Annotated in this window: 22 protein-coding genes; all 22 read right to left on the bottom strand. The window is 60.4% G+C overall.

Annotated elements, in window-relative coordinates; translation table 11 throughout:
* Positions 1-4 precede the first annotated feature (4 nt).
* Positions 5-2,128, bottom strand: a complete 2,124-nt coding sequence (locus ACR0BK_RS16060; protein WP_480555388.1) for a hydroxysqualene dehydroxylase — start codon at positions 2,126-2,128, stop codon at positions 5-7.
* Complete coding sequence (locus ACR0BK_RS16055) at positions 2,121-2,945, bottom strand: DUF3237 domain-containing protein (RefSeq protein ID WP_480494059.1); 825 nt, start codon at positions 2,943-2,945, stop codon at positions 2,121-2,123. Before ACR0BK_RS16055 ends, ACR0BK_RS16060 begins: the two co-directional genes overlap by 8 nt.
* Before the next feature lie 14 nt (positions 2,946-2,959).
* Positions 2,960-3,844: an encapsulin gene (locus tag ACR0BK_RS16050; RefSeq protein ID WP_480555386.1), complete on the bottom strand. Its 885-nt coding sequence runs from the start codon at positions 3,842-3,844 to the stop codon at positions 2,960-2,962.
* Between the two features lie 52 nt (positions 3,845-3,896).
* On the bottom strand, positions 3,897-7,097 hold the full coding sequence (locus ACR0BK_RS16045) for an adenylate/guanylate cyclase domain-containing protein (RefSeq protein ID WP_480555384.1): 3,201 nt from the start codon (positions 7,095-7,097) through the stop codon (positions 3,897-3,899).
* Positions 7,098-7,582: 485 nt separating this feature from the next.
* Complete coding sequence (locus ACR0BK_RS16040) at positions 7,583-7,840, bottom strand: hypothetical protein (protein WP_480477417.1); 258 nt, start codon at positions 7,838-7,840, stop codon at positions 7,583-7,585.
* A 13-nt stretch (positions 7,841-7,853) separates the two neighbouring features.
* Positions 7,854-8,546 carry a NapC/NirT family cytochrome c gene (locus ACR0BK_RS16035; RefSeq protein ID WP_480477415.1) on the bottom strand — a complete coding sequence of 231 codons (693 nt, stop codon included), beginning with the start codon at positions 8,544-8,546 and terminating at the stop codon, positions 7,854-7,856.
* A gap of 29 nt (positions 8,547-8,575) precedes the next feature.
* Positions 8,576-9,013 carry a nitrate reductase cytochrome c-type subunit gene (locus tag ACR0BK_RS16030; protein ID WP_480477413.1) on the bottom strand — a complete coding sequence of 146 codons (438 nt, stop codon included), beginning with the start codon at positions 9,011-9,013 and terminating at the stop codon, positions 8,576-8,578.
* A 12-nt stretch (positions 9,014-9,025) separates the two neighbouring features.
* On the bottom strand, positions 9,026-9,943 hold the full coding sequence (napH, locus tag ACR0BK_RS16025) for a quinol dehydrogenase ferredoxin subunit NapH (RefSeq protein ID WP_480477411.1): 918 nt from the start codon (positions 9,941-9,943) through the stop codon (positions 9,026-9,028).
* Positions 9,940-10,758, bottom strand: a complete 819-nt coding sequence (napG, locus tag ACR0BK_RS16020; protein WP_480494063.1) for a ferredoxin-type protein NapG — start codon at positions 10,756-10,758, stop codon at positions 9,940-9,942. Before napG ends, napH begins: the two co-directional genes overlap by 4 nt.
* A 28-nt stretch (positions 10,759-10,786) precedes the next feature.
* Positions 10,787-13,279, bottom strand: a complete 2,493-nt coding sequence (gene napA / locus ACR0BK_RS16015; RefSeq protein WP_480477407.1) for a nitrate reductase catalytic subunit NapA — start codon at positions 13,277-13,279, stop codon at positions 10,787-10,789.
* The gene (locus ACR0BK_RS16010; RefSeq protein ID WP_480477405.1) at positions 13,276-13,569 is read right to left on the bottom strand and encodes a chaperone NapD; all 294 of its coding nucleotides are present in this window, start codon (positions 13,567-13,569) and stop codon (positions 13,276-13,278) included. Before ACR0BK_RS16010 ends, napA begins: the two co-directional genes overlap by 4 nt.
* On the bottom strand, positions 13,566-14,081 hold the full coding sequence (napF, locus tag ACR0BK_RS16005) for a ferredoxin-type protein NapF (protein ID WP_480555383.1): 516 nt from the start codon (positions 14,079-14,081) through the stop codon (positions 13,566-13,568). The genes ACR0BK_RS16010 and napF overlap by 4 nt, the downstream gene beginning before the upstream one ends.
* A 148-nt stretch (positions 14,082-14,229) precedes the next feature.
* The gene (locus ACR0BK_RS16000) at positions 14,230-15,123 is read right to left on the bottom strand and encodes an FAD:protein FMN transferase (protein WP_480555381.1); all 894 of its coding nucleotides are present in this window, start codon (positions 15,121-15,123) and stop codon (positions 14,230-14,232) included.
* Positions 15,120-15,635: a nitrous oxide reductase accessory protein NosL gene (locus ACR0BK_RS15995; RefSeq protein ID WP_480477399.1), complete on the bottom strand. Its 516-nt coding sequence runs from the start codon at positions 15,633-15,635 to the stop codon at positions 15,120-15,122. Before ACR0BK_RS15995 ends, ACR0BK_RS16000 begins: the two co-directional genes overlap by 4 nt.
* The gene (locus ACR0BK_RS15990) at positions 15,632-16,453 is read right to left on the bottom strand and encodes an ABC transporter permease (protein ID WP_480477397.1); all 822 of its coding nucleotides are present in this window, start codon (positions 16,451-16,453) and stop codon (positions 15,632-15,634) included. The genes ACR0BK_RS15995 and ACR0BK_RS15990 overlap by 4 nt, the downstream gene beginning before the upstream one ends.
* Complete coding sequence (locus ACR0BK_RS15985) at positions 16,450-17,343, bottom strand: ABC transporter ATP-binding protein (RefSeq protein ID WP_480555379.1); 894 nt, start codon at positions 17,341-17,343, stop codon at positions 16,450-16,452. The genes ACR0BK_RS15990 and ACR0BK_RS15985 overlap by 4 nt, the downstream gene beginning before the upstream one ends.
* Positions 17,333-18,589 (bottom strand): nitrous oxide reductase family maturation protein NosD, encoded by a 1,257-nt coding sequence (locus ACR0BK_RS15980; protein ID WP_480555377.1) that lies wholly within the window; start codon positions 18,587-18,589, stop codon positions 17,333-17,335. Before ACR0BK_RS15980 ends, ACR0BK_RS15985 begins: the two co-directional genes overlap by 11 nt.
* 2 nt (positions 18,590-18,591) lie before the next feature.
* Positions 18,592-20,499 (bottom strand): TAT-dependent nitrous-oxide reductase, encoded by a 1,908-nt coding sequence (gene nosZ, locus ACR0BK_RS15975; protein ID WP_480484303.1) that lies wholly within the window; start codon positions 20,497-20,499, stop codon positions 18,592-18,594.
* 14 nt (positions 20,500-20,513) lie between these two features.
* Positions 20,514-22,691: a 4Fe-4S binding protein gene (locus ACR0BK_RS15970; protein ID WP_480555376.1), complete on the bottom strand. Its 2,178-nt coding sequence runs from the start codon at positions 22,689-22,691 to the stop codon at positions 20,514-20,516.
* Positions 22,682-23,146 carry a DUF2946 family protein gene (locus ACR0BK_RS15965; RefSeq protein WP_480555374.1) on the bottom strand — a complete coding sequence of 155 codons (465 nt, stop codon included), beginning with the start codon at positions 23,144-23,146 and terminating at the stop codon, positions 22,682-22,684. The genes ACR0BK_RS15970 and ACR0BK_RS15965 overlap by 10 nt, the downstream gene beginning before the upstream one ends.
* Positions 23,147-23,235: 89 nt before the next feature.
* Positions 23,236-23,499: a hypothetical protein gene (locus ACR0BK_RS15960; RefSeq protein ID WP_480494072.1), complete on the bottom strand. Its 264-nt coding sequence runs from the start codon at positions 23,497-23,499 to the stop codon at positions 23,236-23,238.
* The gene (locus ACR0BK_RS15955) at positions 23,456-24,979 is read right to left on the bottom strand and encodes a cytochrome D1 domain-containing protein (RefSeq protein ID WP_480520481.1); all 1,524 of its coding nucleotides are present in this window, start codon (positions 24,977-24,979) and stop codon (positions 23,456-23,458) included. Before ACR0BK_RS15955 ends, ACR0BK_RS15960 begins: the two co-directional genes overlap by 44 nt.
* Positions 24,980-25,013: the final 34 nt, after the last annotated feature.

Raw genomic sequence — 25,013 nt, 5'->3', positions numbered from 1 at the left:
AGGGTCATCCCTTCTGGGTGATGATCACACGGGTTTTGGTCTCGTTCCTGCCCGTCTCGGCAAGGTTGGGTCCGGCCGCCGAAAAAGGTGCATCCGTCAGCGGCAAGGCTTTGGACAACACCCCCGACTGGCCGCTGTCCCGGCCCAGATCAAAGGCAACATCCTCTGCAATCTCCTCTCCGGGGATCGGTAGATCAGCCGTCGGCTCGTAGGCCACCATCAGGTCAAGCAGCTCTTTCGGAGGGCAGATCATACGCAACGCGTCCGCAATCGCAGGGTCTTCGGTAATCCCGCCGGGTTTTGAGTATTCCGTAGCCGGTTTCGCAATGACGGCAAGCGGCCCTTCGCCGCCACGCTCAACACCCACTGCATCCTGTCCCATCCTCAGCGCCGCCTCGACCGCAACCGCAAACCGGTTGTCCCAGGGTAGGCCGGCCTGATAGCGGGCAAAATCATAGGCGCGCAGCGGTTTCAGGATATCCGGTTCGTGCAGGTCCCAGATTTGGCAGGGCTCTGCTTTTGATCCGCCGCGTTGCAGGATGGCATTGACCGCCCGACGTGCCGCTTCGTTTGCTCCTTCCATGGTGGCAAGGTCGGTGTAGGTGCGTACATAATCCGACGCCAGCATGAAGTTCGGGATCAACGTGGCCGCCTCAGGGCGCAACCGCCAGCTGTTGATGCGGTTGACCAACAGCGGCTCCACATTGGTTTGGCGCTTGGGGTCGTTGGGATCCTGCACAATATCAGGATCAAGGAACCAGTAATGCATGTCCTCGTCGCGCAGGACGGTCTGGCCATCCACGTTGACGCTGCGCTTGAGCTGTTCCCAAACCTCGTGCGCAATCTCTTCGCGGCTACAATCACGCGCGGTTTTTCCGTTCAACCCCGGCTTGTCCCATTCCGAGATATCTATTGAAAGCAGGCCCTTGGTCTTGCCTTCTGCCCAGTTTTCAAAGTTGATGGCCGACCAGAACTGCTTTTGTGAAACCGCGGTCAGGGCCCAGGGGCTGTCAATGAAAATGACGTGGCCGTGGGTCAGTTCAACATCCTTGGTCAGGTAGAACTGAATTCCGTTCATCCATTGCACGTCTTCGGCCAGCAGGGGCAGCTTGGCCAGAGACGGGTCAATTGCCGTCATCGCAGGGGTGATGAGGGGCGCGATCCGTTCGATCGGCATCGCACTGATGAACCAATCCCCGGTGACCTGCTTTTCTTCGCCATCCTGTTCAACCGTCGCGCTGACGATGCGGCCATCCTGGCAGTCGATGCCCGTGACCTTTGAGTTGAACTTGTACACGACCCCCTTGCTTTTGAGGTAATCCAGCCACGGCTGTATCCAGACAAGGTTGGTGGGGCCGTTCAACAGCCGGTTGCCATGCGGCTCGGGCGTCGCGATACCCAGCTGAAGCTGAACGGCAATGTCGCCCACGGTCTTTGTACTGGCAGTTGTCGCCTTGGCGGCCACCAGCGAACGGGTCAGGCCAATCGCCAGAAACTTCTGATACGCTTCCGAGCGCTGCTCGGCACCGATGAAATCCCACCACCCGATGCGTTCATATTCATCGAACCGGCGCTCCTTGCAGGATGTCGCGATGCGCCACATGCAGGCGATGAAATGTTCGACATCCTCATAGGCGATCTGGTCCCGGGGCGAGAGCGTGAATGCAACCGTCTTGAGCACGTCGGCCACGTCTTTCAGCGTGCGGGGAAACCGTTCGGGAACGATGATGCCTGGGTCATCGAACTGGCTGACCAGAACCTGAGTGGTGGACACCAGATTATCGTAACAGGTGCCTTTGCCATAATAGGGCGTGCGTGCCATCGTATCGGTGATATGGCGGTAGAAATTCGGAAAGAACCGGAACCCGTGCTCGCCGGGCAGCCAGGGGCGTTTCACACCGGGGGGATAACTGGCACCGTCCATCTCGGCCCATTTTTCAAGCGCCTTGATGTGTTTCGCCTTGGACCCGTGATCGCCTTCGCCCTTCATCACGGGGATGCTGCGTGCCTTGCCGCCGGGGATCAGCTGGCGCTCGTGAATCTCGACCTCGTATCCACGCTCGATCAGCTCATGCGCCGCGCTCATTCCGGCCACGCCACCGCCCAGTATGACAACCTTTTCAGCCATCAGATGTTCCTTTCGCGGAATAGACGTCAAAGCGCAGGGTGATATCGGACAGGCTTGCTTCCCCGACGCCGAAACCCTGCAACCTGTTCATCCAGGCATAATTCGGGTTTGATGTCAGGTATCGCGGTGCCAGCCGGACCGGGGCCGAGGCGGGCAGATTGCCCTTCGCCAGCCCGGCATACCCATCCGGCCCAAAGTCACATACGCCGGTATCTTCAAACAGGATCGGCGCGCCTCCTTCAACCGGTTGAATAAGCGCTCGGGCGTGCAAAAGCCCCACACCGTCGGACCGCACGCGCATCCAGTCGCCCCCCAGCGGATCGATCGTCCCCTTCAGATGAGGCCCGTCAACCGTTCCGCCGTTTTTGATCCCGAAATGCAGCCAGATACCGTCGGGCGTTTCACCCGAAGGATAGAACTCGTCGTTGAACGGCACCACAAACCTGCCCACATGTTCCAGCGCGGGCACTTGCGTGATTGGCTTTGCCGGGCGTGGCGGCGCAGGTTCGGGGGCCTTTCCGCGGCCGGGATCATATTCGCGACCACCGGTCGTCAGCACCGGTCGCCAGGTCAATGTCTTTTCCTGGGTCACAGATGGCAGCATGGCTGCAAACTGCTGAAACCCGGTCTTGGGGTCGCATTGCAAGGGCCAGCCGCGAATGGCGCGCTCGGGGCCGCCATCTTCGGAACAGATCACGCGCACCACGTCATGCGAAGACACGGCGGGTCCGGCTTCGATCAGCACCCGATTAAGCCCATTTTCGTTGATCAGCTCGGACCAACGCAATGTCACGCCCCGGTCTGTAAACTCCCCCATGACCAGATCTCCGGTCAGCACGTGATGGTGCAGATCGCCTGTGCTTCCTTGATCCTCAGATGGAATTTCTGCTGAACGCGGAAGATATGTTCGCCGTCAGACGAGGTTTGCAGATACTTCACCGCGATATCCGAAGGCACGACAATCTCGACCGGCGCACCTTGCAGCGATACAAGTGCAGCCTTGTTTGCGGGAAGGGTGCCCGATCGCAGCAGCGGGCCGTCAAGGAACGGAAGAATACTGTCACGCGGCAGCACCATCGAGTTCTCAATCGGCGTGGTCACGGCCTGAAACAGCCCATTGCCCATCACGCAGGCAAAAGGCCCAAGGTATCCGTGAGCTTCCAGTTTATTGATGCCCGCGACCACGGCCTCGAAAACCTCGGGGCCGGAACAGGGCTTTTTCTTCCCGTTGATCGATATGGACTGACCTTCGCCAGCCTCCAACAGCCCCGGATATTTACCGCCCCCGCTGACGGTGTAGATCGGCGGCAGATCGGCAGGTGCGCCACCGGCATGTCTGGGCGCTTCGCCGGTGCCCGGCTGGCCGTTGAAAATGATGTCATCCTCAACCTTGGCCACGACGGCGGCGGCCCGGCGGAACATGATCATGGCCGCGGCCAGTTCCGGATCAGCCACCTGCGCGCCTTTCAGGTAGACGTTGACGGAAACCGTCGTCAGCCGCAGGGTGTCATAATCATTTACTTCCAGACGTTTGGCCGCGCCTGACGCGTTGTCAATCAGACCCAGCTTGTTCAGGGGAACAGATTGCGTGTCCGCTGGCAGCGGCCCATAAAGCGGCAGAATACTCGCAGCCACCCGCGCGCGCAGCGCCTCATCATGGACGGCCTTGTTAACGGCATTCCACTGTTCGGTGTTCCAATCCAATGCATCGGTCATTGTAAATCCCTCTTGGTGATGCTGCCCTGTTTGGCCGGGCAGTCCGTCTCGTTCATTCGGCTTTCGTCAAACTGTCCAGTAGTGCCCCGGCGCGTTGTTCCTGAACAACGGCACCACATTCGCTGGCAAGCGCCAATGCCAGTTCAACCTCGGCAATCGCGCTGTCCCGATCACCCTTGGCAGCAAAGGCCTTGGCCCGCACGCGGTGATATTCCGGTTTGTTCAGCGTTTCTCCTCGTTCCCAACCGGGGGTACACACGGTTTCCAGCCGGTCCAGGGCCTGATCAATATCTCCGTGATCGATCATCAACTCAGACAGAACAATCTGATTCTGTGGAAAAGTAAAGTTTCCACCAGACTTTGAGATCAGGTTCATGCACGCTTCGATATGGGCCGGAACGCCCTCGATGTCGCCTTTTCCCGCCTGCGCAAGACCCATGTAGATATCCTGCATGGCGTGAAGATACAGGAACCCTTCCTCGTCGGCGATCTTGCGGGCTTCCTTCATAGTGACGTCCAGCCGGTCCCATTCGCCTGCGTAGGGCAGGAACATGCTGCACGCGCCCATGATGTAGACAAGGTTGGGCGCGTGGTTCAGTGCCCGGCTGACGTCGATGGCTTTCAAGCGCGCGGCCTCCGCCTCATCGAACTTGCCCTGCTGCCACAGCAGGCACCCCTGAATGGCCAGCAATGACGCCGTGGTCGAGGACTGGGTCATTGGCATCATGGCCATGTCCAGCTCGGGCGTGATCAGGGCAAAGGCACGGTCAAGCTGCTGCTCGCAATCCGCAAATTCCCCACGGAAGTAATGCGTGAAACTCAGCGCGCGGGCTGCCAGCACGTTGGGAACAGTGTCGCCGCTCATACCGGCCATCGCGTCCAGGGCTTGTCCCATCTCCATTGCGCGGTTCATCTGGCCCGCGACAAAGAAATTGGTCCAGCGGCAGAAGGTGGCCGCAAAAAGGGTTTCGCCATCGCCCAAGGCATGGGCAAGCTCCATCGCGCGGGCGGCTGTCTCTCCGACCTGATCGGAGGACCATCCATAAATCGCCATGTAAGCCGGCAGGATATTCATCTGCACCCGAAGCTCGAACCCGTCACGCTCGGCATTGGCGGGCATCGTTCCGATATTGCGCAGGGCCGCGCGAAAGGCCGAGATCGCAGGCAGGTTCGCCAACCGCGACAGGGCTTGTTCGCCTGCCGTAAACCAGTTGGACACCGCCTCATCCTTCAACCCGCCATGGTCGCAGTGATGCGCCACGGTATCGGGGGCGGGGCTTCCGAATGCGTTATGTCCGGCCAGCAAGGCCCGTGCGATTTTCAGGTGAACCTTCTGCCGGTCTTCGCGCAGCAGCGAGTTATAGGCCGTATCCTGAACCAGCGCGTGGTTGAACGTATAGGTGGCCGTTCCGGCTTCGCCCGTGATCAGCACAACGCCAGCCGCCATCAGCTGCATCAGCGCGCTTTCCACATCCATGTCTTCCTGCGCCACCGCCTGGATCATCGCCGAGGTGAAACTGCGCCCGATAACAGACCCAAGCTGCGCAATGGGCTTGGCGTTTTCCATCCGGTCAAGACGCGACATCAACGAATCCTGAAGGGTTGCGGGGATACTCAGGGCATCCAGAACCTCGGCGTTGATCGGCGCATCTTGCGGCAGCTGGTCCAGAACCGCCTTGGTCATCTCTTCGATGTAAAGCGGCACGCCATCGGCTTTCTCGACAATCTGCCTGATCAGGATGACCGGCAAACTGTACGGCTCAGCCACGCGCCGGACCAGTTCCGAGGCTTCACTGCTGGCCAGAGGCGTCAGATCGATGCGCGCCGCGCGGCCTTCGTAATGTTCTGGCGGCTCATATTCAGGGCGATGCGACAGGACCACCAGTATCGGGAACCCGTCCAGTCCTGATGCCAGCGCCTCCAGCACGTCCAGCGTGGTTGCGTCAGCCCAGTGCACGTCCTCCACCACCAGCAGCAAGGTGCCGCGCCTGTCGCACAGGCTGCCAATGCTGCGCAACAACACGTCCAGCGACTTGCGGGCCTTCTTCAGGGGGTCGGGATCCGGCGCTGCGCCCGTTTCGACCCCGGCCATATCCAGAAGAACAGGCAAATCCGTGTCGCTCAGACGAGAGGCGGCCTGAACAAAGGCGGAAATCGCGGCCCTGATGCTATCATCGGACTTGTCGCCTGAAACCCGCCTCAACTCTCCCACGATCGGATGAAGCGGAAGGCTGGCCAGATGCGGAATACACTGCAACGTAAAGGGTTTGACGCCAATTGTTTCAGACAGGGACTTGATCAGCCGCGACTTGCCAATGCCTGCGGCGCCGCCGACAAACGCGAACCTGCCGGACCCCGCCTGTGCATCTTTCCAAAGCTGCGTTAGGACTGAAAGATCGTCGCCCCGGGCGACAAGATCAACAGCTGACTGTCCGACACGCGCATCGAACCGGCTGGTCGCGACGCTTTCGGAAATGGCGCGATAGACAGTGCGCTGATTGTCAAATCCTTTCAGGTTGTGGCTGCCACGGGGCTCGAATTCGAATGCGCCTTGTGTCAACCGCCACGTCTCTGCGGAAACGACCACCTCGCCCGGCTCGGCCAGACCCTGCAGGCGGGATGCGAGGTTCGCGGTTTCACCGACCAGAAAGTCCTGCGACCCAAGACTTGTTGACGAGACCACCCCCACAACGACCATACCGGTGGCAATTCCCGCCCGCAGATCCAGCTTTTCGCCAAACCTGTTTTCAAGGTTTTGTACGGCTTCAATGGTCTCCAGCACGGCGCGAACGGCGCGTTCGGCATCGTCCTCCATGGCTTTGGGATATCCGAAATAGACCATGATCCCGTCACCCTGCCTGTAGGCCAGGTGACAGCCATGCTGTTTCAGGGTGCCGATCGCCGTATCCAGATACAGGTTCATAATCTGCATCAGGTCTTCCGGGTCATACCGCTGGGCCAGCTGCGTGGACCCCACTAGATCGCAGAAAACCAGCGTAAGCTGTCGCCGCTCGGCTTCGGACCTAAGTTCCTGCCGGGTCGATGCCTCCTCAGATTTCAGACGGGCCTGCGCCTTGCGAAACCGCTTTCTTTCGCCAACCGTTAGCCCCAGATCGCGCAGTTCGGGATCTGTCAACTCGTCCAGAATATCATCATCCACGCCTTCCTGCCGAAACAGGGTGGCATAGTTTTCCAGATCAGCCAGTCGAAGAACTTTTGAGATACGCGGCGATGCCTCAAGGACCCCCGTCATCGTTCTGCGCCCCCGCCCATTTTCCTTCTCCCCTTACTCCCCTCAAAACATATTGTATTTGTATAAGCAAAAATAGAGAGGAATTTACGTTCAATCCACATGACGCAGGGACACCATTGTTAACTTGTTATCTGCTGTGGCAGATGTAGCGTTGAAATTCCACTCCACTTTGAGTTTTTCGTGTCAAATCATTGGCTTTCAGTTTCATATTGATTTTTCACGCGCAAAACTGGGCCCGGCATACTGCCTTGCCGCGCGTAATGGGGAAGGGTGTTTTCACATAGGCGCTAGGGCCTCGTGCGCTTTTATCGAAGTTGTGGAAATGCGAAAATCAGACCCTGCCGATTTTCGACACTGCCGCGCGCCTTAACCGCTTCCCCTACGTCAATAGTCGCGTCGCGTGCGACACAAGCACCCGCTTTGGCGCTGGAAACGTGACCCGGCAGGATACCGGTTCCACCAAATGGGCAGAACCGGTGTCTTCTTCAGACGGTTGCGCCTTTCAGGCGGATGGCAGTGCCAAGGCTGCCCGCGCAAAGCCCGACCAGAATCGAGATGCCCAGTTCCACCGCTTCCACATGAGCAAACTGAAAGCCCGCAAAAACCAGCGTTTCCAGCATGCCGACAACGGCCCCCAGTGCCGCGCCCAACCACAGCTTGCGGGTCATCATTCCAAGCGCCAGCCCTAGTATGCCGGGCAGGCCCAGGACATTGGCGCCGATTGTTCCAAGTAAGTCTAGCATGTCCGTCCCCACATCAATTCGAGCTGTTGTTCAGAAACGCGCGAATGTCGTCGCCAGAGGCGGATGCATGTTCCTGCAGAACCTCGCCCTCCACGGCCTCGCTTATTTTCTGGTACTGTTCCAGATAGTTTGCGGGCAGATTATGCGCGATGCCCTGATGGCAGTCGATACATGTCATGCCGGTGTCAATGGCGCGCTGGTGTTCCGACGCGGCCCGTGTTTCCTGAATGGTAAAGTCCATGTAGTCGAAGTTATGACAGTTGCGGCATTCGCGGCTGTCCGATTCCTTCATCTTCTTCCACACGGCCGAAGCCATGCTCAGGCGATGCGCCTCGTATTGCTCGGGTGTGCTGATGGTTCCGGCCAGCTCATGATAGACGTCTTTGACGGCCATGATCTTGGCTTTGATCTTGTGGCTCCATTCATCCGGCACGTGGCAGTCGGAACAGATCGCACGAACGCCGGAATGGTTGTTGTAATGGACCGTTTCGCGATATTCGCCCAGGTTCGTTTCCATCGTGTGGCACGAAGTACAGAATTCTTCGGTATTCGTCAGCTCAAGGGTCCAGTGAAATCCACCCCAAAACAGGATACCGGCCAGAAATCCGGCCAGGACAAGAAAGCCTGAACTGAACAGCACCGTCGGCGTCCAGATCGCGTTCCAGAGGCGACCAAGCAAGCCGCGGTTTTCAGGGGAGTCGGCCATGTCGGTGCTCCTTTCAGTCTTGCGTTGGATCAATTGCCGGCGGAGGGCTGGAACACGTTGTCGACCAGCGGCGGGGCGTCGGCCTGCGGTACGTGGCACTGGTTGCAGAAATACCGGGTTCCGGCGATCCGATCCAGTTCGCGGCCTTCGCGGTCCAGATAATGGGTCATCGACAGCGTCGGTGCGTTGCGGTCACCGGCTTTGGTCCAGTCATGGCAGGACAGGCACTGGTTGGTACGGATGTCGATCTGGTACTGTTCAACCGAATGCGGGATCAATGGCGGTTGCTGCCGGTAATTGCGCTGCTGCCGCCCTTCGACATTGCGGTGGATCTGGTCCAGCGGCACCGGCTCATCCACGTCCGCACCGCGCAGGGATTCAACCTGAGCAGATTGCGCGACGGCCCAACCGCTCAGCAATAATACGGGTAGAAGGGCAATTCCGCCTGTAACGATCGATTTTTTCATCTTGGCACTCCCCTAGATAGGTCTGGCGGCGCGCGGCTCGGGCGCGGCAACTGGATCGAAAGGTTGGACGACGTGGTCGTCAAACCGGTGAGTAAAGGTAAAGACGTCGACCGCGCAGACATCGATGCAGCGGCCACAATTCGTGCAGTCGGGTGACAGGATCAGCGGGGTACTTCCCGGTTTGCCCTTCAGCGCGGGCGAGATCACCTGATTTTCAGGGCAGATCGCGTAACAATCCATGCAGTCATCGCAGGCGGCGCGGTTTGTGGCGCTGATCCGCAGCAGGCTTTTTGCTCCGATCAGGCCATAGAACGCGCCCACCGGGCACAGGTGCCCGCACCATCCGTGGCGCGAGACGAAGACGTCAAAGACAAAGATGGCGGCGATCAGGGCCCAGACAAAGCCCATTCCAAAGACCAGCCCGCGATGCAGCATGGTGATCGGGTTGATCAGTTCCCACGCGATCATGCCGCTCAGACCCGAAACAAGCAGGACGGTTGCCAGAATCCACAGGCGCGTGCCGCGCTTTGGTTGCCAGCCCTTCGGCAGGTCCAGCTTGCGATGCAGCCAGTTGGCCGCATCCGTCACCGGATTGATCGGGCAGACCCAGGAACAATAGACCCGCCCGCCGATCAGCGCGTAGATCACCAGAACGATCGCCCCGCCGATCAGTGCCGTCACCTCAGGCCAGTGGCCTGCAACCATGCTCTGCAACAGGATGAACGGATCGGTCAAAGGCAGCACGTCCAGCGTCAGCGACCCGGCCAGCGTGCCCTGAACGATCCAGATGCCGAACCATGGGCCCAGCAGAAACAGAACCAGAAAGAACAGCTGGCTTGCACGGCGCAGCAGCAGATAGCGATGCGCGCCGATCCAGCCCTTGCTGGCGATGGCCTCGTGACCTGTGGGCATATCTGTGCGGGCGCTCATTGTCCCACCCCCGGCAGATCATATCCCGGCGCAAAGCCGCCGGGCGTGACCAGATTGTCCGTGCCCGGTCCGGGCAAACGGTCCGGCAGATCGATGATCCCCTCGACCACCGGCGCGCCTTTCGCGGCCTTTTCTTCCCAGCCCTTGCGGTAGTGCTCTGCCGAACTGCCCCGCGCCAGCCGGGCAGGCAGCACCTTGATGGCGGCCTCGGGCAGAACACAGCTTTTCTCGCACATGCCGCAGCCGGTGCAGCGGTCGGCGTGGACGGTCGGGATGAACATCGCGTGATGGCCCGACCGCGTGTTGTGCGTGGTGTCCAGCGTGATCGCCTCGTCGATGACGGGGCAGACGCGGTAACAGACATCGCAGCGCAACCCGAGGAAGTTCAGGCAGTTCTCCTGATCGACCAGAACCGCGACCCCCATCTTCGCATCGTCGATATTGTCCAACGCGGGGTCCAGTGCCCCGGTCGGACATGCGGCGACACAAGGGATGTCGTCGCACATCTCACAGGGAATATCCCGGGCGGTGAAAAAGGGTGTTCCCGTCGCCACCGCGTCCAAGCCCAACTCGGCCAGTTTCAGCGTATCGTATGGGCAATCCCGCACGCATAATCCACAGCGGATGCAGGCCGACAGAAACTCCTTTTCCGGCAGCGCGCCGGGCGGGCGCAAAGCCTCGGCTGGCAGGGCGCGGGCGTCGCGGGCCAGATAGGCCAGCACCGTCCCGGCGACCACGCAGCCGCCCGCCGCCCGCGCCGAATCCTGCAGGAACCGGCGCCGCTGCGGCGAAAGGGGTTTGTCGGCAAAAGACATGAGGATTTACCCGTACGATCCTTGTTGCCTATGCGCGCTCGACCTTGCAGGCGCATTTCTTGAAGTCGGTCTCTTTCGACAGCGGGCAGGTCGCGTCCAGCGTCAGCTTGTTGGTCAGCTGGCCTTCATCAAACCACGGCATGAACACCAGACCGCGCGGCACCTTGTTGCGCCCACGGGTCTCGACCCGGCTGGTGACCTCGCCCCGACGGGTGGACAGAACAATCTCCTGACCCCGGCGCAGATCCCGATCCTTGGCGTCCTGCGGATGCATGTAAACCACAGCCGCCGGGTAGGCGCGGTGCAGCTCTGGCACACGGCGCGTCATCGACCCCGAATGCCAGTGTTCCAGCACACGACCGGTGCACAGCCACAGATCATATTCGGCATCCGGTTCCTCGGCCGCAGGCTCGTAAGGAGCAAAGATGATGCTCGCCTTGCCATCCTTCTTGCCATAGAACTTCACGCCCGCACCTTCGGGCACATAAGGGTCATAGCCTTCGCGGAAACGATACAGCGTTTCCTTGCCATCCACGACCGGCCAGCGCAGGCCACGGGCTTGGTGATAGGTTTCAAACGGAGCCAGATCGTGCGCGTGGCCGCGTCCGAAATTGGCATATTCCTCGAACAGACCCTTCTGAACGTAGAACCCGAAATGCTCGGATTCGTCGTTGTCAAAGCCCTCGGCGGTTTCCGACAGCGGGAACTTGTCGACGCTGCCATTGGCAAACAGAACCTCGTACATGGTCTTGCCGCGATGTTCCGGCATGGTGGCCAGCAACTCTTCGCCCCAGACCTCTTCGACTGTAAAGCGTTTCGAGAATTCCATCACCTGCCACATGTCCGACTTGGCCTCGCCGGGTGCCTTGACCTGCTGCCGCCAGAATTGGGTACGGCGTTCCGCGTTGCCATAGGCACCTTCCTTCTCGACCCACATGGCGGTAGGCAGGATCAGGTCGGCGGACACGGCCGTGACGGTCGGGTAGGGGTCTGAAACGGTGATGAAGTTTTCGGGGTTGCGATACCCGGGATAGCCTTCTTCGTTGATGTTCGGTGCGGCCTGCATGTTGTTGTTGCACTGCACCCAATAGGCGTTCAGATCGCCATCCTTCAGCTTGCGGTGCTGCAGCACGGCGTGAAAGCCGGGCTTGGCCGGAATGGTGCCCGCAGGCACGTTCCAGGCGGTTTCACAAATCTTGCGGTGCTCGTCATTCATGACAACCATGTCGGCGGGCAGACGGTGGGCAAAGGTGCCAACCTCACGCGCGGTTCCGCAGGCCGACGGCTGACCGGTCAGCGAGAAGGGCGAGTTTCCGGGCTCGGAAATCTTGCCCACCAGCAGGTGCACGTTGTACATCAACGAGTTCACCCACGACCCGCGGGTATGCTGGTTGAACCCCATGGTCCACAGGCTCATGACCTTGCGGTTCGGGTCGGCATATTGCTGGGCCAGACGCTCCAGCTTGTCCGCCGGAACACCGGACAGTTCCGAAGTGTATTCCAGCGTGTATTCCGATACCGCCTCGGCATATTCCTCAAAGCTGATCGGTTCCATCTTGCCGACATTGGGGTTCGCGGCCTCTTGTTGCAGCGGATGATTGTCGCGCAGGCCATAACCGATATCGGTGGCTGTTTTGGTGATATTGACGTGGTTCTTGACGAACTCTTCGTTCACCGCGCCATTCTGGATGATGTAATTGGCGATATAGTTCAGGATCGCCAGATCGGTCTGCGGGTTGAACACCATGCCATTGTCGGCCAGCTCGAACGAGCGGTGCTCGAAGGTCGACAGAACATGCACTTCGCATCCCGGCTTGGTCAGGCGCGTATCGGTCAGACGCGACCACAGGATCGGGTGCATCTCGGCCATGTTCGACCCCCACAGAACAAACGTATCCGCGTGCTCAAGGTCGTCATAGCAGCCCATAGGCTCGTCGATGCCGAAGGTGCGGATAAAGCCGACCACGGCCGACGCCATGCAGTGACGCGCGTTGGGGTCGATGTTGTTCGACCGGAACCCGGCCTTCATCATCTTGGCCGCCGCATAACCTTCCCAGACGGTCCACTGACCGGAACCGAACATGCCCACGCTGGTCGGGCCTTTCTTGGCCAGCGCCTCTTTCCACTTGGCAGCCATGACGTCAAAGGCTTCGTCCCAGCTGACCGGTTCAAACTCGCCATTCTTGTCATATTCGCCGTTGGTTTTGCGCAAAAGCGGCGTGGTCAGGCGGTCCTTGCCATACATGATCTTGGACAGGAAATAGCCCTTGATACAGTTCAGACCCCGGTTGACCGGCGCATCCGGGTCGCCCTGCGTTGCGACTACGCGGCCATCCTTGGTGCCCACCAGAACCGAACAGCCCGTACCGCAGAACCGGCAGGCGGCCTTGTCCCAGCGGATATCAGGCGCGGCGGCCTGAGCGCTGGCCGAACCAGCGGCCAGTGGGATGCCGGCAGCCGAGGCCGTGGCAGCCGCTGCGGACGCTTTCAGGAATGTACGACGGGATTCAGAGATGGTCATTGCATGGGCCTCCTGCTGGACGGTTGGCTTGGAGCATCAGGACGCGGAGCAGCCTCCGCGGGATCTTCGAAATGGTGATAGGTCAGCGACAATGAGATCACGCCGGGGATCTGGTGCAGATCCATGATGGTTTCCGAGGCCAGCCGGTCGGCTGTATCCTCGACAACCACGACGAACCGGCCATCCTCGGCCTCCGCATGAAGCTCGACGCCATCGGTGCCGGTTATCGCCGCGCGCGCGGCGTCGGTGTGATCGGGGGCGATGTGGACAAGACAGCCACAGATATTCATTGGGTCACCTCCGGGTGCAAAGGGGCGGGGCGGTGCATCGTGATGGCCCCGGCAGGGCACGCGGCAGAACATGTGCCGCATCCGATACAGGTTTCGGTTTCAAGCGCCGGTTCAGCCCGCCCGCCCAGTTGCAGGCGAAAGCGGATGGCTTCCTGTTCGCAAGTGTCCTGGCACAGGCGGCAGCTCACCCCGTTCATCGACAGACAGTTTGCGGCCTCGATCCGTGCGCGCCACGGCCACTCGGCCACACGCTCGGGCAACAGCGCCGGGGTCGGGCAAACCTCGGCACATGCACCGCATAAGGTGCAGCCGCCTGCGGAAAGATCCAGAACCGGAAAGCCGCTGTCGTCGAATGTGATGATGTCTTCCGGGCAGGCCCCGGCGCAGTCTTCACAGCCTGTGCACAGATCGGCAAAGCCTGTCACGCCCGCGCCCGGCGGTCGGATCGCATCAGGATCCTCCCGTAGGATACGTGCGCTCAGAAAAGCGCGTCTGCTGGTCAACTGGCTCATGGCTGGCGACTCGAGTGTGGATAGATTGGTTCGCGTCCTTACTTCCTAACTGCGCGAAGCAGCGCACGAATTGACCTATATCATGTTTTTCGCGAATATCATGTTCTTGGCGAATTTTCCTGACCCACCTGAGATTTGCGACCATGCGTCATACATTCAGTTCGACACGGGCTCCGGTAAAATGTCTCAAGATTTCAGCTGCTTGACTGTCCGGCGCCGCGCATATCGCAGTAGACAGCCCATCTGCGATCACCGCGTCAGGGGCAGAAACCGAAACCGTTCTGTCCCGGTTTGCAGGCCCGTCCGGGGTGATGATGTGGCCCAAACCCTGTCCCAGCTGCGTCCCCAGCGACGATGATGTCGCGACCGCGCGGTCACGGAGCGCGACCCGTTTCAGAACCCGCTGGTCCGGCGCGGCCAACCCGGCTTTCCAGGGCGTGCCGTCGCCACGCACACCCAAGGCGGCAACCTCTCCCATGTCGACCAGAACATCACGCAAGCCAAGGCCACGCAGCAGCGCAGCGATCCGATCCGTGATCGCTCCCTGGGCGATACCGTTCAGCGTCAGGGCCGACTGACCCGGCACCGGCAGTCGCACCGACGCGGCATCGAAAGACACCCGTTCCCAGCCCACAGCAGCGCGGGCGGCAGCCAGATCTTCGGGGCCAGCGCCTGTTGCCAAGGCATACCACAGGGGCTGAATGCTGGGGTCGAATGCGCCGCCGGATGCCTGATGCAGCGCACTGCTCAGGCTCAGCACATTCAACAGCTCAGGCGCGGGTTCGGTCAAAACACCGTCGCGGTTCAGGCGGCTCAGCTGTGACTGCGGACGGTACAGGCTGAAGATATCCTCCAGCCGGGTCACCTCACCCTCGACGGCGGCAATGATTGGTGCGGCCTCGGCATCTGTCAGCCCGACCAGCCGCAGGCTGGCGGCAGCCCCAAGGGCGGTGCCGCGCCAGTGCGTGTCAAAGGCCATGGCCGGGGAGGCCGCACAGGCGGCCGAAATGATTAGAAATCGGCGACGGGACAGGGCGGTCATACGGGGGTCTCCAACTTCAGATCAAGATCGACCGGGCCAAGCACTTCGGCATCAGGAATGTCGGGCAGGCGCATCGCGGTCCCGCCATAGGTATCCGCGAAAACCTGGGCATCGGCAGGATCGGCAAAAGGCACCACTTCGCGCGCGCCCATGCCGCCGGCCACATCGGCACCAACCACAAAAGTCGCACCATCCGCAGCGATCCAGTTCGAAATCCCCGGCTGCCGCCAGCTTGGCGCAACGCCCATATCGCTGACATAGATGGCCGTGATATCCGCATCGCGCTCGGGGCTTTTCAGATAGGCCACCATGTCCCGCACCTGTGCAAAGAAAAGCGGGGCCGGATAGCCTTCCAGATGAACCTGCCCCTTGGGGCCGCCATGTTCGGCGACATTCATCTGGCAGAAATAGCTCAGCGCATCGGGTGTCAGGTCGACCGGATCGGGGGTCTCGGCCAGCTCTTCCTTGCAGGCCGCCAGTGCGAGCAATGCGATCAGGGCAAGACGTCTCATGGCTCAACCCTCCGGAAAGCCAACCTTGCAAGGGCAAAGCCCAGCACCGGCCAGATCAGCAGCGACGCGGGCGCGGCCCAGACCGGCAGGGCCTGTGCGGCCCCGGTCATGCCCGAAGCCATGGCCACGCCTTCCGTCGCGGCGATGTTCCACAAGCGGAAAGCGTCGGCCGGGTTGGCCACCATCACCCATGGAAAGACGGATTGGGTGAAGGCGCCGCCCTTGTCCATGACGACAGCCCCCAACAGGCCCAGATCATAAAGGACGACAAAAACCAGCCAAAGCCCGGCCGACAGACCCGCCGCCGCCGTGGCGCCCCTCGCCAAAGCGGACAGCAGGTATCCAAGCGCCAGAAACACGGCGCCCAGCAGGATCGAGGTCAGGACAAGTCGCACCAGCGCCATCAGGCTTTCCGGCCCCGCACCACCAAAGTAAGCGGCTACCGCACCTGCGGTGCCAAAACCGACGGTCATGGCAAAGGCCAGCGCGGCCAGATGGGCGCAGAACTTGCCCAACAGGATTTCCCCGCGCCCGGCCGGATAGGACAGCAGCAGCGACAGGCTGCCCCGGTCCACATCGCCCGCGATGGCATCGAAGGAAATCATCAGCGCCAGCAAAGGCGCAAGATAGACCGACAACGTGGTCATCGACGCGACCGATACGGTCAGCATATCGACACCCAATGTGCCGGTGGGCGCACTGCCCGCAAAGGTCAGCGCCAAGGCGAACAGCACCATGATCAGCGTGGCAACCAACAGCCAGCGGTTGCGGCGCAGGATCAGCATTTCAGTTCGGGTGATGGCAAGGAAGCGGGTCATGTCCTCTCCTCCTGTGCATAGTGGCGATAAAGGTCCTCCAGCTTGGGCGGTGTCATTTCCACATCCGCTACCGCATCGCCCAACCCGGCGATCCGGCGCAGGGCCTCCATCTTGTCTTCGGGTGTGCAGAGCAGCTCAACGGACGCGCCGTTGATCCGGTTGCCGCCCAGTTCGGCGGCCAAGGCATCCGCATTGGCGCTGGCACGCACCTTCAGGCGGATCGGCAGCCCGGCCAGCGCCGAGAGGTTGTTCAGCGTGTCATCGGCGACCATCCGACCCTTGCGCATGATGGCGATCCGGTCGGTGCGCGCCTCAACCTCGGTCAAAGCATGGCTGGCAATCAGCACGGCGGTACCCTGCGCGGCCAATTCATCAATGATGGCATAAAGGTCCTGCCGCGAGATCGGGTCCAGGCCGGATGTCGGCTCGTCTAGCAGCGCCACTTTCGGCTGTCCCAGCAGCACCTGCGCCAGCCCCAGACGTTGCCGCATCCCCTTGGAATAGGCCCCGATCCGGCGGTCCAATGCGTCGCTCAGACCAACGCGCTCCAACAGGCCGGGCACATCGGCTTTTGACCCGGACAGTTTTGTAAACAGCGTCAGCTGCTCGCGCCCGGTCAACGCCGGGTGAAACGAGACCGCCTCGGGCAGATACGCCGTATCCTGTCGCGCCTGCGCGCTGCCAGGGGTGGCGTCCCCGATCCGAATGGCCCCGTCCCGAATGGGCGTCAGGCCAAGGATGGACTTGATCAGGGTCGACTTTCCCGCGCCGTTATGGCCCAGCAGCGCCACGCGCTGACCGGGGGCAAGGGATAGGGTGATATCGTCAAGAACGCAGGTTTTCCCCCGGTTCTTGCTGACATGGTCAATTGACAGGGCCTTATCCGTCATGAGGCACCTTTTTCATAGCTGGGGGTTCAGGGGCTTGCATCAATGGGTTGCTGTCCATCACACCCCCCGGCAACAGTGCCGGGAAGGCCGATTGCGACCAGCGTACCAGCTGTACGGCAGGCGAGCCGAGCAGCAATTTGGCTGCGGGTTGGGTCCACAGCACATGGTCCATACTGTCATTGGGTCGATAGGGGACATCGGCGATGCCGTTGCCATCCACATCATAGGAGGCAAAATCGGACCAGTAGTTGCCGCGCCCGTCTTCGGACCACTCGACCCACTTGGTCGAGACATATTTCACCTGCGTCCGGTTGCCGATGAATGAATTGCCAACGATGCGGTTGCGTTCACTGCCAGCGGTAAAGTGGATACCGATGCCGCATCCCTCAAACCAGTTGTCGGTGAATTCGTTCTTGTTCGAGTTATAGAGGAAGGTGCATTTCTCCTTGGCACCTTTCACCACATTGCCGGTGATGACGCTCTTGTTGGCGTAATTCAGCATCACGCCATGTTCGCGGTCCCCGATCGAGACATTGTTGGCGACCCGCACATTGGTCGTGAACATCACCGCATAGCCCAGATCGTTGCCGATCGAGACATTGTCGCTGACGACCGAGTCGTCGGCATACATGTAGTGAACGGCAAACCGCAGATCGCGGAACAGGTTGCCGGTAAAGGTATTCTTCTTGGACGAGTTCACAAAGATCCCGTCGCGGCCATAGCGGATGTCATTGCCTTCAACCACCGCACCCGGCGCGTTCCAGACATAGACACCATTGCCACGCGCGTTCATGTGGCGATCCTGCCGCCCTTCAATCCGGTTGCGTCGTACGATGCTGTCCTTCGCACCGTGTATGTCGATGCCGTAAAGATTGCCCAGCAGCACGTTATCCTCGACCACCGGCGCGCGCGCCGTCTTGGTCAGCTGGATGCCGCTGTCGATCCCGTCATGATCCGAGCCTGATCCGATCACCGTAAGCCCGCGCAGGGTCACGCCCGGCCCGGTCACTGTGATCACGCTGCCTTGGCCTTGTCCGTCGATGGTGGCCTGTCCCAGCCCGTCGAGGGTCACGGGCCGGTCCAGAACCAACTGCTCGACGTAATCGCCGGGGCTCAGGCGAAGGGTGTCCCCATCCGCCGCCTGCGCCAGTATCTCGTTGATGGCCCCCGCCCGGTTGGGCACATCCCAGTCCGCCGCCCAAAGGGGCGAGCCGAGCAGGAGCGGTATGAGCAGGGGCCAACGCATGTTTATGCGCTCCGCGGCTCAACAAACATCCGGCCGCGCATCTCCATGTGCAGCGCGTGGCAGAACCACTGGCAATAGAACCAGTGCACGCCCGGACGGTCGGCAATGAACGTGACCGAGGCCGTGGCCTGCGGTGCAACTTCCATCGCGATACCGAAGTTCGACAGGCAGAAGCCGTGGGTCACATCGTCCACGTCATCCAGGTTGGTGACATAAACGGTCACTTCGTCACCCTGTTTGACGGTGAACTTCTCCATGCTGAACACGGGCGCGGTCGAGGTCATGTAGACCCGCACCTTGTTGCCGTCCCGGATCGGTTCCTCGGCACCTTCGTCCAGATCGACGCCGTCAGCGGCAGCCTGCGCGCGCGCCTCTTCCCACATTGGGTCGTTGCGGTCCCAGACATTCACCGGGTTCACCTTGGACCGGTGAACAATGATCGAGTCATGCGGCTCGGCAAAGGTCGGGCCGTCATGGACCACCTTCATCTTGTCGCCGGAAATATCGATCAGCTGCTCATTTTCGGGCTTCAGCGGGCCTACGTTCAGGAAGCGGTCTTTCGAAAACTTGTTCATCGAAATCAGCCACTTGCCATCGGCTTCGGCAGTTTCACCCATCGAGGTCGAGTTGTGGCCCGGCTGGTAATGCACGTCGACCTTGTCGACGATCGGGTCAACATCAGCACCCGCATAGGCCTCGATCGCCTTGGCGATGTCCCACTTCACCACCTGGCTGTCCAGGAACAGGGTGGTATAAGCGTTGCCCTTGCCGTCGAACGCCGTGTGAAGCGGGCCAAGACCCAGCTGCGGCTCGGCGACAACAGCGGAACGCGGATCGGCGTTTTCGCTGAACAGCGCATCGACCTTTTCCACATCGATCACGGACACGGTCGGCGACAGCTTGCCGTTGATCATGATGTGTTTCTTGTCAGGCGCTGCGTTCACACCGTGTGGCGAGTTCGGGATCGGGATGTACCGGGTCAGGTTTCCACCCGCCTCTTTACGCCCGTCCACGACCTTGACGCCGTTCAGTTCCTGATAGTTCCCGGCCGCTACGGCCTCTTCGATACCTTTGAGGTTGAACACGACCACATGGTCCAGCTCGTTCTCGGTCATCTCGGCCAGGTTCATACCCATTTCCGAGTTATACGAGGTCGAGAAGGCGTATTTGCCCTGATAGTCGCAGTCGGTGTTATCGAGGTTACCCGACACCATCACCTGCCATGCAACTTCCATGGTGTCGCCGTCGATGGCAGTAAAGATGTTCACATATTGTGACGGATCATCAAGGATCTGGCCGTCATTGACCAGCGGGGCCTCGTGCTCACCGTTGGCAAAGACATAGCCGGTGCGCGGGAATTTCTGCGGACGCAGGCCGTGGATGTCATGCGCGTTCGGGATCTCGATGATCTTGTCGCATTTCATCACGTCACAGCGCACACGGGCCACGCGGGTGTTGGCCTTGTCGTTCATGAACAGATAACGGCCATCATAGGTGCCGTCGGTGAACGACATATGCGGGTGGTGCAGGTCGCCGTTGTCATAGGTGACCTTGCCGTTTGCAGCCAGGAACTCCTTGGTTTCAGGCAGAAGGCCCTCGGTCAGAACCTTCAGCGACTCGTTGGTCTGGCCCCAGCCCGTGGCCGAGCAGCGGTTGAACACCGGCACCCGCATCAGCTCGCGCATGGACGGCACGCCTAGAATGCGCAGTTCGCCGGTCTGGCCCGACGACCAGAAGCCGTAATATTCGTCCAGCTCGCCCGGCTCCAGATGCTGCTTGGCGGCAGCGCTGGCCTCTTTCGCGGTCATCAGGGTCGATCCCAGACCGGTCCCGGCGATGACGGCACCGGTGGCAGTGGCCCCCAGCATACCGCGGCGCGTGATGTTCAGTTTGTTTTCTTGGTCCGACATGGTCGTTCCTCCTTTTAGGAAACGGTTTTCGGTTTGGCGTTTGGATGGTTCGCCGGTGGTTGCCCGAGGGGGGTCTTAGGTGTGACCGACCCGGTCTTGGCCCGCCGTTTCAGTTGGCGGATAACGACGGGACATTTGTCCTCGGACTGATAGAGCACCTGACAATGCAGGCAGGTGACGCACTCGTTCGGATTGATCTCACCGGTGGGGTGGATCGCCTGAACGGGGCATTCATTGGCGCAGGTCTGACAGGGCGTGCCACAATCGTTGTAGCGGCGCAGCCAGTCGAACATGCGGATACGGGCAGGGATCGCCAGCGCTCCGCCCAGCGGGCAAAGATAGCGGCAATAGAACCGTTCGATGAACAGCCCGATCCCCAGCAGGACCAGCGCAAAGACCACAAACGGCCAGTCGCGCATGAATTTCAGAATGATCGCGGTCTTGAACGGCTCGATCTCGGCATATTGCTCGGCCAGCGGGATCGACACGAAACTCAGACCAAAAAGACCCAAAAAGATCATGTATTTTGCAGGCCAGAGCCGCTCGTTTAGACCCCAGGGCAAAGTCCATTGCGGCACTTTAAACGCCCGTGCGATCTTATTGGTCAGCTCCTGAAGCGCGCCAAACGGGCACAGCCAGCCGCAATAGGCTCCGCGACCCCAGAACAACAGGGCGGCGGCCACGGCAAACCACTGGATAAAGACCAGCGGATCCAGCAGGAACGCGTCCCACGAGAACCCGGTGCGCAAACTGCCCGCCAGCGCCATCAGGTTCACCACGCTCAGCTGTGCATTGGCATACCAGCCGATGAAGAACAGGGTCATCGTCAGGTACCCGATGCGGAACCAGTAAAAGACGCGCGCATTCATCGTGGCGTGGAACTGGAAGAAGAACGTGGCCGTCAGCACCAGCAGCATGACACCAAGCCCGGCGATCTCGACAGTGCGATCCTTCCAGATGCGCTGCCACAGGGCGGCCTTGGCGGCCGCTTCGCCGGTTGCATCATCCACAACCGATGGGGTGGTGACTGGCAACAGGTACTGTTCCGGCAGCTTGTATCCCAGATCGAAGGTCAGAAAGGTCTTTTCAACCGCCCCGACGGCACGCTGCACCAGCAATTGCAGGCGGAACGGCTCGGCCGGGTCAAACTCGGCATCAGCGGGGATCTTGAAGATATCCAGTTCGGTAAAGCTGGGGGCATCTGGCGCTGCAACCTCACCCAGACGGCGCTGCTGCTTGTCAAAGAACCGCACTGAGCTGTCGCCCTGGATCAGTTGAATCCGGTCAAAGATCCCACCCCGGACATAGCCCGATCCCTTGAAGCTATAGGCCCCCCGGCCCAGAACCAGAATGGCCTGTTCGCCTTCGTTCAGCCAGTTGGTCAGGTTCCGGTATTCGGCCTCACCCAGCAGTGACTTGCCGATCGACGGGACCGAAACAAGCGCCATGTGCATGTCGATGAAGGTGTCATCCGGCTCGCCCGGTTCGGGTCGCTTGATCGCGCGCTGATCCCCTGTGGCTTCGAAGGCGGCATTGACCTGCCCGACATCCAGCGTCATCCGCCGGACCGAGCCGTCTCCCGACAATGTGGTCCAGTCGTACATGGCATCCTGCGCCATGTCGACTTCGCGCTGCGGACCTCCAGCTTGTACCGGAGACAATCCACCCAGCCCCAGCGCGCGGGCCACTTTGATCCCGCCGCGCACAAGGCTGTCATCGATCACCATGATCGTCACGGTCGCGCCCGAGATAATGTCGAGGTCATGCCCCTCACCCCCGGTCTCGGCCTCTCGTTTCAGGTCAAGGCCCGCATAGCCTTCGGTCAGTTCGACCATGCGGGAATTGGGAATGCCGATCAACACGATGGGTTCGGAATGCTTGACCAGCTGAACGCCGGTCAGAACAGCGTCCGCATCAATGGCGGCAACCACGTGAATGGGTTTGCCGGAATAGCCGGTCGTGCCGACAAAGTCCGAAGTCAGAAAAGCCCATGCGATCGTCTCGCCACCCCGAAGGACAGGGGCAACCTTCACGTCGCTGCGTACCGGGCCAAACGCGTCGGCGCCTGGGGCCAGGTCAGCCGGATCGATATCAGGAAGAAAGCTGGCAAGACTGTCGGCGCGTGCACTGATTGCAACACTGCAGGACAGAACGAGGGCCAGAAGGAAATGGATTGCGCGACTTACGACCACGGCGCACCTCCGATCAATTGGGTGGACGCCATGGACGCGCGCGGGGCGCGTTCAGATTCTTCTCGGGTCGCAAACGGGGGCCCTCGGGTTTCGGGCCACAGGTGTTTGGGGCTGTACAAAATGCACTGCTCCCCATGTTCAATGCGTACACTTTGAACATTTCCGACGCTTGCGGACAGCAAAGCGCCCGGCATCGGTGCTGACGCCTTCACCGCACAAAGCGCACAGTCCGCGCATTTCGGGCAGGGCGCGGTTGGATCGTCGTGCCCTTCTTCAAGGTCAACTTGAACCCAGACCGCGCCCGCCTCCGAGCAGATCTCCACCCACATGCTCTCACCGGGACTCGCCAGCACCGGACCAAGCATTTGCAAAAGCAACAGGAAAATGCCCACCAAACCACACACCGCACGGGACACGCGATCAAACAAGCTATGCGAGGGGTGGAAGGTGGGCATTGAGAATCCAACTCGGCGTTCTTTCCCGAACCCTATGGGATTCTGTTAGGCGGAGACTTGACTTAGATCAGGTGCTCGCGAATTTGCAGCTACCCGTCAGCTTCATCCATCAACCCTCGAACCCAGCGCCCGGCCAACCATGTCGCCGGAATGCCCAACGGGATTGACCACAGGATCGCCGGAACCGGTTTTATCGCTGAGAACCCGGCACTGTGCAGGATCAGCCCGGCCAGAAACAGGTTGATAGCCACGGTCAACATGGTGGCCGGATAAAGCAGAATGGCCAGTTTCCAGACCGGCCATTTGCCCTCAGTGGCTGGTGCCTTCCGAGAAGGTGATTTTGTTCCAGACATTGTACTTCCCAGATGGTTTACGCATCGGCAGGCGGCGCACTTCTTCCAGCGTCTGCGCGTCATAAACGATCACCGCGCCGTCATCTTCCCAGATCGACACAAGCGCGTGGCGGCCATCCTTTGTGAACTCTACATGTGCCACGGTCTTGCCCGGGGCAGGGCGCAAAGTCTTTATGATTTCAAGGCTTTGCTTGTCGATCACATGCATGGCATCCTTGTTGGGGCCAAAGAAGACATCGGCCCAGACGTAAGGCGAATTCTCGTGGCTCCGCATGAAGAATCCCGGCCCTTCGGTCTTGATCCGCTTGACGGTTTCCCAAGTCCCCATGTCGATCACCGACACCGTGCCGTCAGTCAGATGCGGCGTGGCCATAACGGTCGTATCGCCATGCTTCCACGTAATCCCCGAGCCTAGATGCGGCATCCCCGGCAAGTCCAGATCGGCCACCTTGTGCCCAATAACAAGGTCGATCACCTGTCCGCCCTTGCCATCGCGCGCGGCACCCATGACGTATTCATAGCTCTGATCAAAAAAGAAATCGTCCAGATAGTCGGGCGTTGTGATCTTGCGCACCGGGAAAGGATCGGGGTTCTTGAACTGCCCTTCGATGCGAAAGTCGTGACCCAGCCCGGATTGCGGCGGGTTGGCTCCGTAGAAGACCTCCCAGATCTCGGGAACATCCTTGAGCGCCAGAACAAAGCTCTCACGCGGGGGGGCCTGATACACCGCGGATACGCGGCTGGATTTTCCCGCTTTTCCTTTGATCGCAATGACTTTTGCCACCGACAGGTCTTCGGTCGACAGCAAGGTCAGACTGTTGGGCAAATAATTCGCAACGGCCAGCCACTTGCCGTCGCCGGACATTGCGATGTTACGGCTGTTAAGCCCTGCCCGTACGCGCCCCACCTGTTGCAGGGCCCAGATGTCGTATTTCTGAACCCAGCCATCCCGGGACATGATGAATACGTAACGCCCGTCCGGGCTGAACTTCGGCCCGCCGTGAACCGCGAAGGGTGTCTCGAACCGGTCCAGAACCTCAAACGTGTCACCGTCCAGCACACTGACATGATGATCCCCGGTTTCGACCACCAGGGTGATGTTCATCGGGTCACTTGACCACACTGGCGCCTCAACGGGGATGTAACCGTCATCCAGCGTGCGGCTGTTCATGATATGGGCCTCGCCCCATTCGGGGTCGGTTTCCAGCGGTGATTTTAGCCAGCCGGCCAGCTCTTCAATCTGCAAAGCGTCAAGTTCGTGCGAGAAAGCAGGCATTTGCGTCGCCGCGCGCCCTTCGGCTATTACCGCTGCGATGCGGGGCCCGCGCATGCGCTGGAGCGTCTCGGGGATCAAGGCCGGGCCGACGCCGCCCAAGCGGTTTTCACCGTGGCAGGACGCACAATGTTCAGCATAATCCGTTGGTGCATCCGCCCAGGCACCACTAGCGCCCAGCACAGAACACATCAACACGAGCTTCATCTTTTCAAAAATACTCCCGCCGGAGGCCCCCTTC

The sequence above is a fragment of the Ruegeria sp. AF1 genome (assembly GCF_056542125.1).
The sequence above is the reverse complement of the archived record's forward strand: the minus strand, read 5'-3'. Positions and strand labels throughout refer to the sequence as shown.

Excerpts from the sequence above, each read along its gene's own strand:
- ACR0BK_RS16060 (WP_480555388.1), bottom strand. The coding sequence starts at position 2,128 with ATGGCTGAAAAGGTTGTCATACTGGGCGGTGGCGTGGCCGGAATGAGC.
- ACR0BK_RS16055 (WP_480494059.1), bottom strand. The coding sequence starts at position 2,945 with ATGGGGGAGTTTACAGACCGGGGCGTGACATTGCGTTGGTCCGAGCTG.
- ACR0BK_RS16050 (WP_480555386.1), bottom strand. The coding sequence starts at position 3,844 with ATGACCGATGCATTGGATTGGAACACCGAACAGTGGAATGCCGTTAAC.
- ACR0BK_RS16045 (WP_480555384.1), bottom strand. The coding sequence starts at position 7,097 with ATGACGGGGGTCCTTGAGGCATCGCCGCGTATCTCAAAAGTTCTTCGA.
- ACR0BK_RS16040 (WP_480477417.1), bottom strand. The coding sequence starts at position 7,840 with ATGCTAGACTTACTTGGAACAATCGGCGCCAATGTCCTGGGCCTGCCC.
- ACR0BK_RS16035 (WP_480477415.1), bottom strand. The coding sequence starts at position 8,546 with ATGGCCGACTCCCCTGAAAACCGCGGCTTGCTTGGTCGCCTCTGGAAC.
- ACR0BK_RS16030 (WP_480477413.1), bottom strand. The coding sequence starts at position 9,013 with ATGAAAAAATCGATCGTTACAGGCGGAATTGCCCTTCTACCCGTATTA.
- napH (WP_480477411.1), bottom strand. The coding sequence starts at position 9,943 with ATGAGCGCCCGCACAGATATGCCCACAGGTCACGAGGCCATCGCCAGC.
- napG (WP_480494063.1), bottom strand. The coding sequence starts at position 10,758 with ATGTCTTTTGCCGACAAACCCCTTTCGCCGCAGCGGCGCCGGTTCCTG.
- napA (WP_480477407.1), bottom strand. The coding sequence starts at position 13,279 with ATGACCATCTCTGAATCCCGTCGTACATTCCTGAAAGCGTCCGCAGCG.
- ACR0BK_RS16010 (WP_480477405.1), bottom strand. The coding sequence starts at position 13,569 with ATGAATATCTGTGGCTGTCTTGTCCACATCGCCCCCGATCACACCGAC.
- napF (WP_480555383.1), bottom strand. The coding sequence starts at position 14,081 with ATGAGCCAGTTGACCAGCAGACGCGCTTTTCTGAGCGCACGTATCCTA.
- ACR0BK_RS16000 (WP_480555381.1), bottom strand. The coding sequence starts at position 15,123 with ATGACCGCCCTGTCCCGTCGCCGATTTCTAATCATTTCGGCCGCCTGT.
- ACR0BK_RS15995 (WP_480477399.1), bottom strand. The coding sequence starts at position 15,635 with ATGAGACGTCTTGCCCTGATCGCATTGCTCGCACTGGCGGCCTGCAAG.
- ACR0BK_RS15990 (WP_480477397.1), bottom strand. The coding sequence starts at position 16,453 with ATGACCCGCTTCCTTGCCATCACCCGAACTGAAATGCTGATCCTGCGC.
- ACR0BK_RS15985 (WP_480555379.1), bottom strand. The coding sequence starts at position 17,343 with ATGACGGATAAGGCCCTGTCAATTGACCATGTCAGCAAGAACCGGGGG.
- ACR0BK_RS15980 (WP_480555377.1), bottom strand. The coding sequence starts at position 18,589 with ATGCGTTGGCCCCTGCTCATACCGCTCCTGCTCGGCTCGCCCCTTTGG.
- nosZ (WP_480484303.1), bottom strand. The coding sequence starts at position 20,499 with ATGTCGGACCAAGAAAACAAACTGAACATCACGCGCCGCGGTATGCTG.
- ACR0BK_RS15965 (WP_480555374.1), bottom strand. The coding sequence starts at position 23,146 with ATGCCCACCTTCCACCCCTCGCATAGCTTGTTTGATCGCGTGTCCCGT.
- ACR0BK_RS15960 (WP_480494072.1), bottom strand. The coding sequence starts at position 23,499 with ATGTCTGGAACAAAATCACCTTCTCGGAAGGCACCAGCCACTGAGGGC.
- ACR0BK_RS15955 (WP_480520481.1), bottom strand. The coding sequence starts at position 24,979 with ATGAAGCTCGTGTTGATGTGTTCTGTGCTGGGCGCTAGTGGTGCCTGG.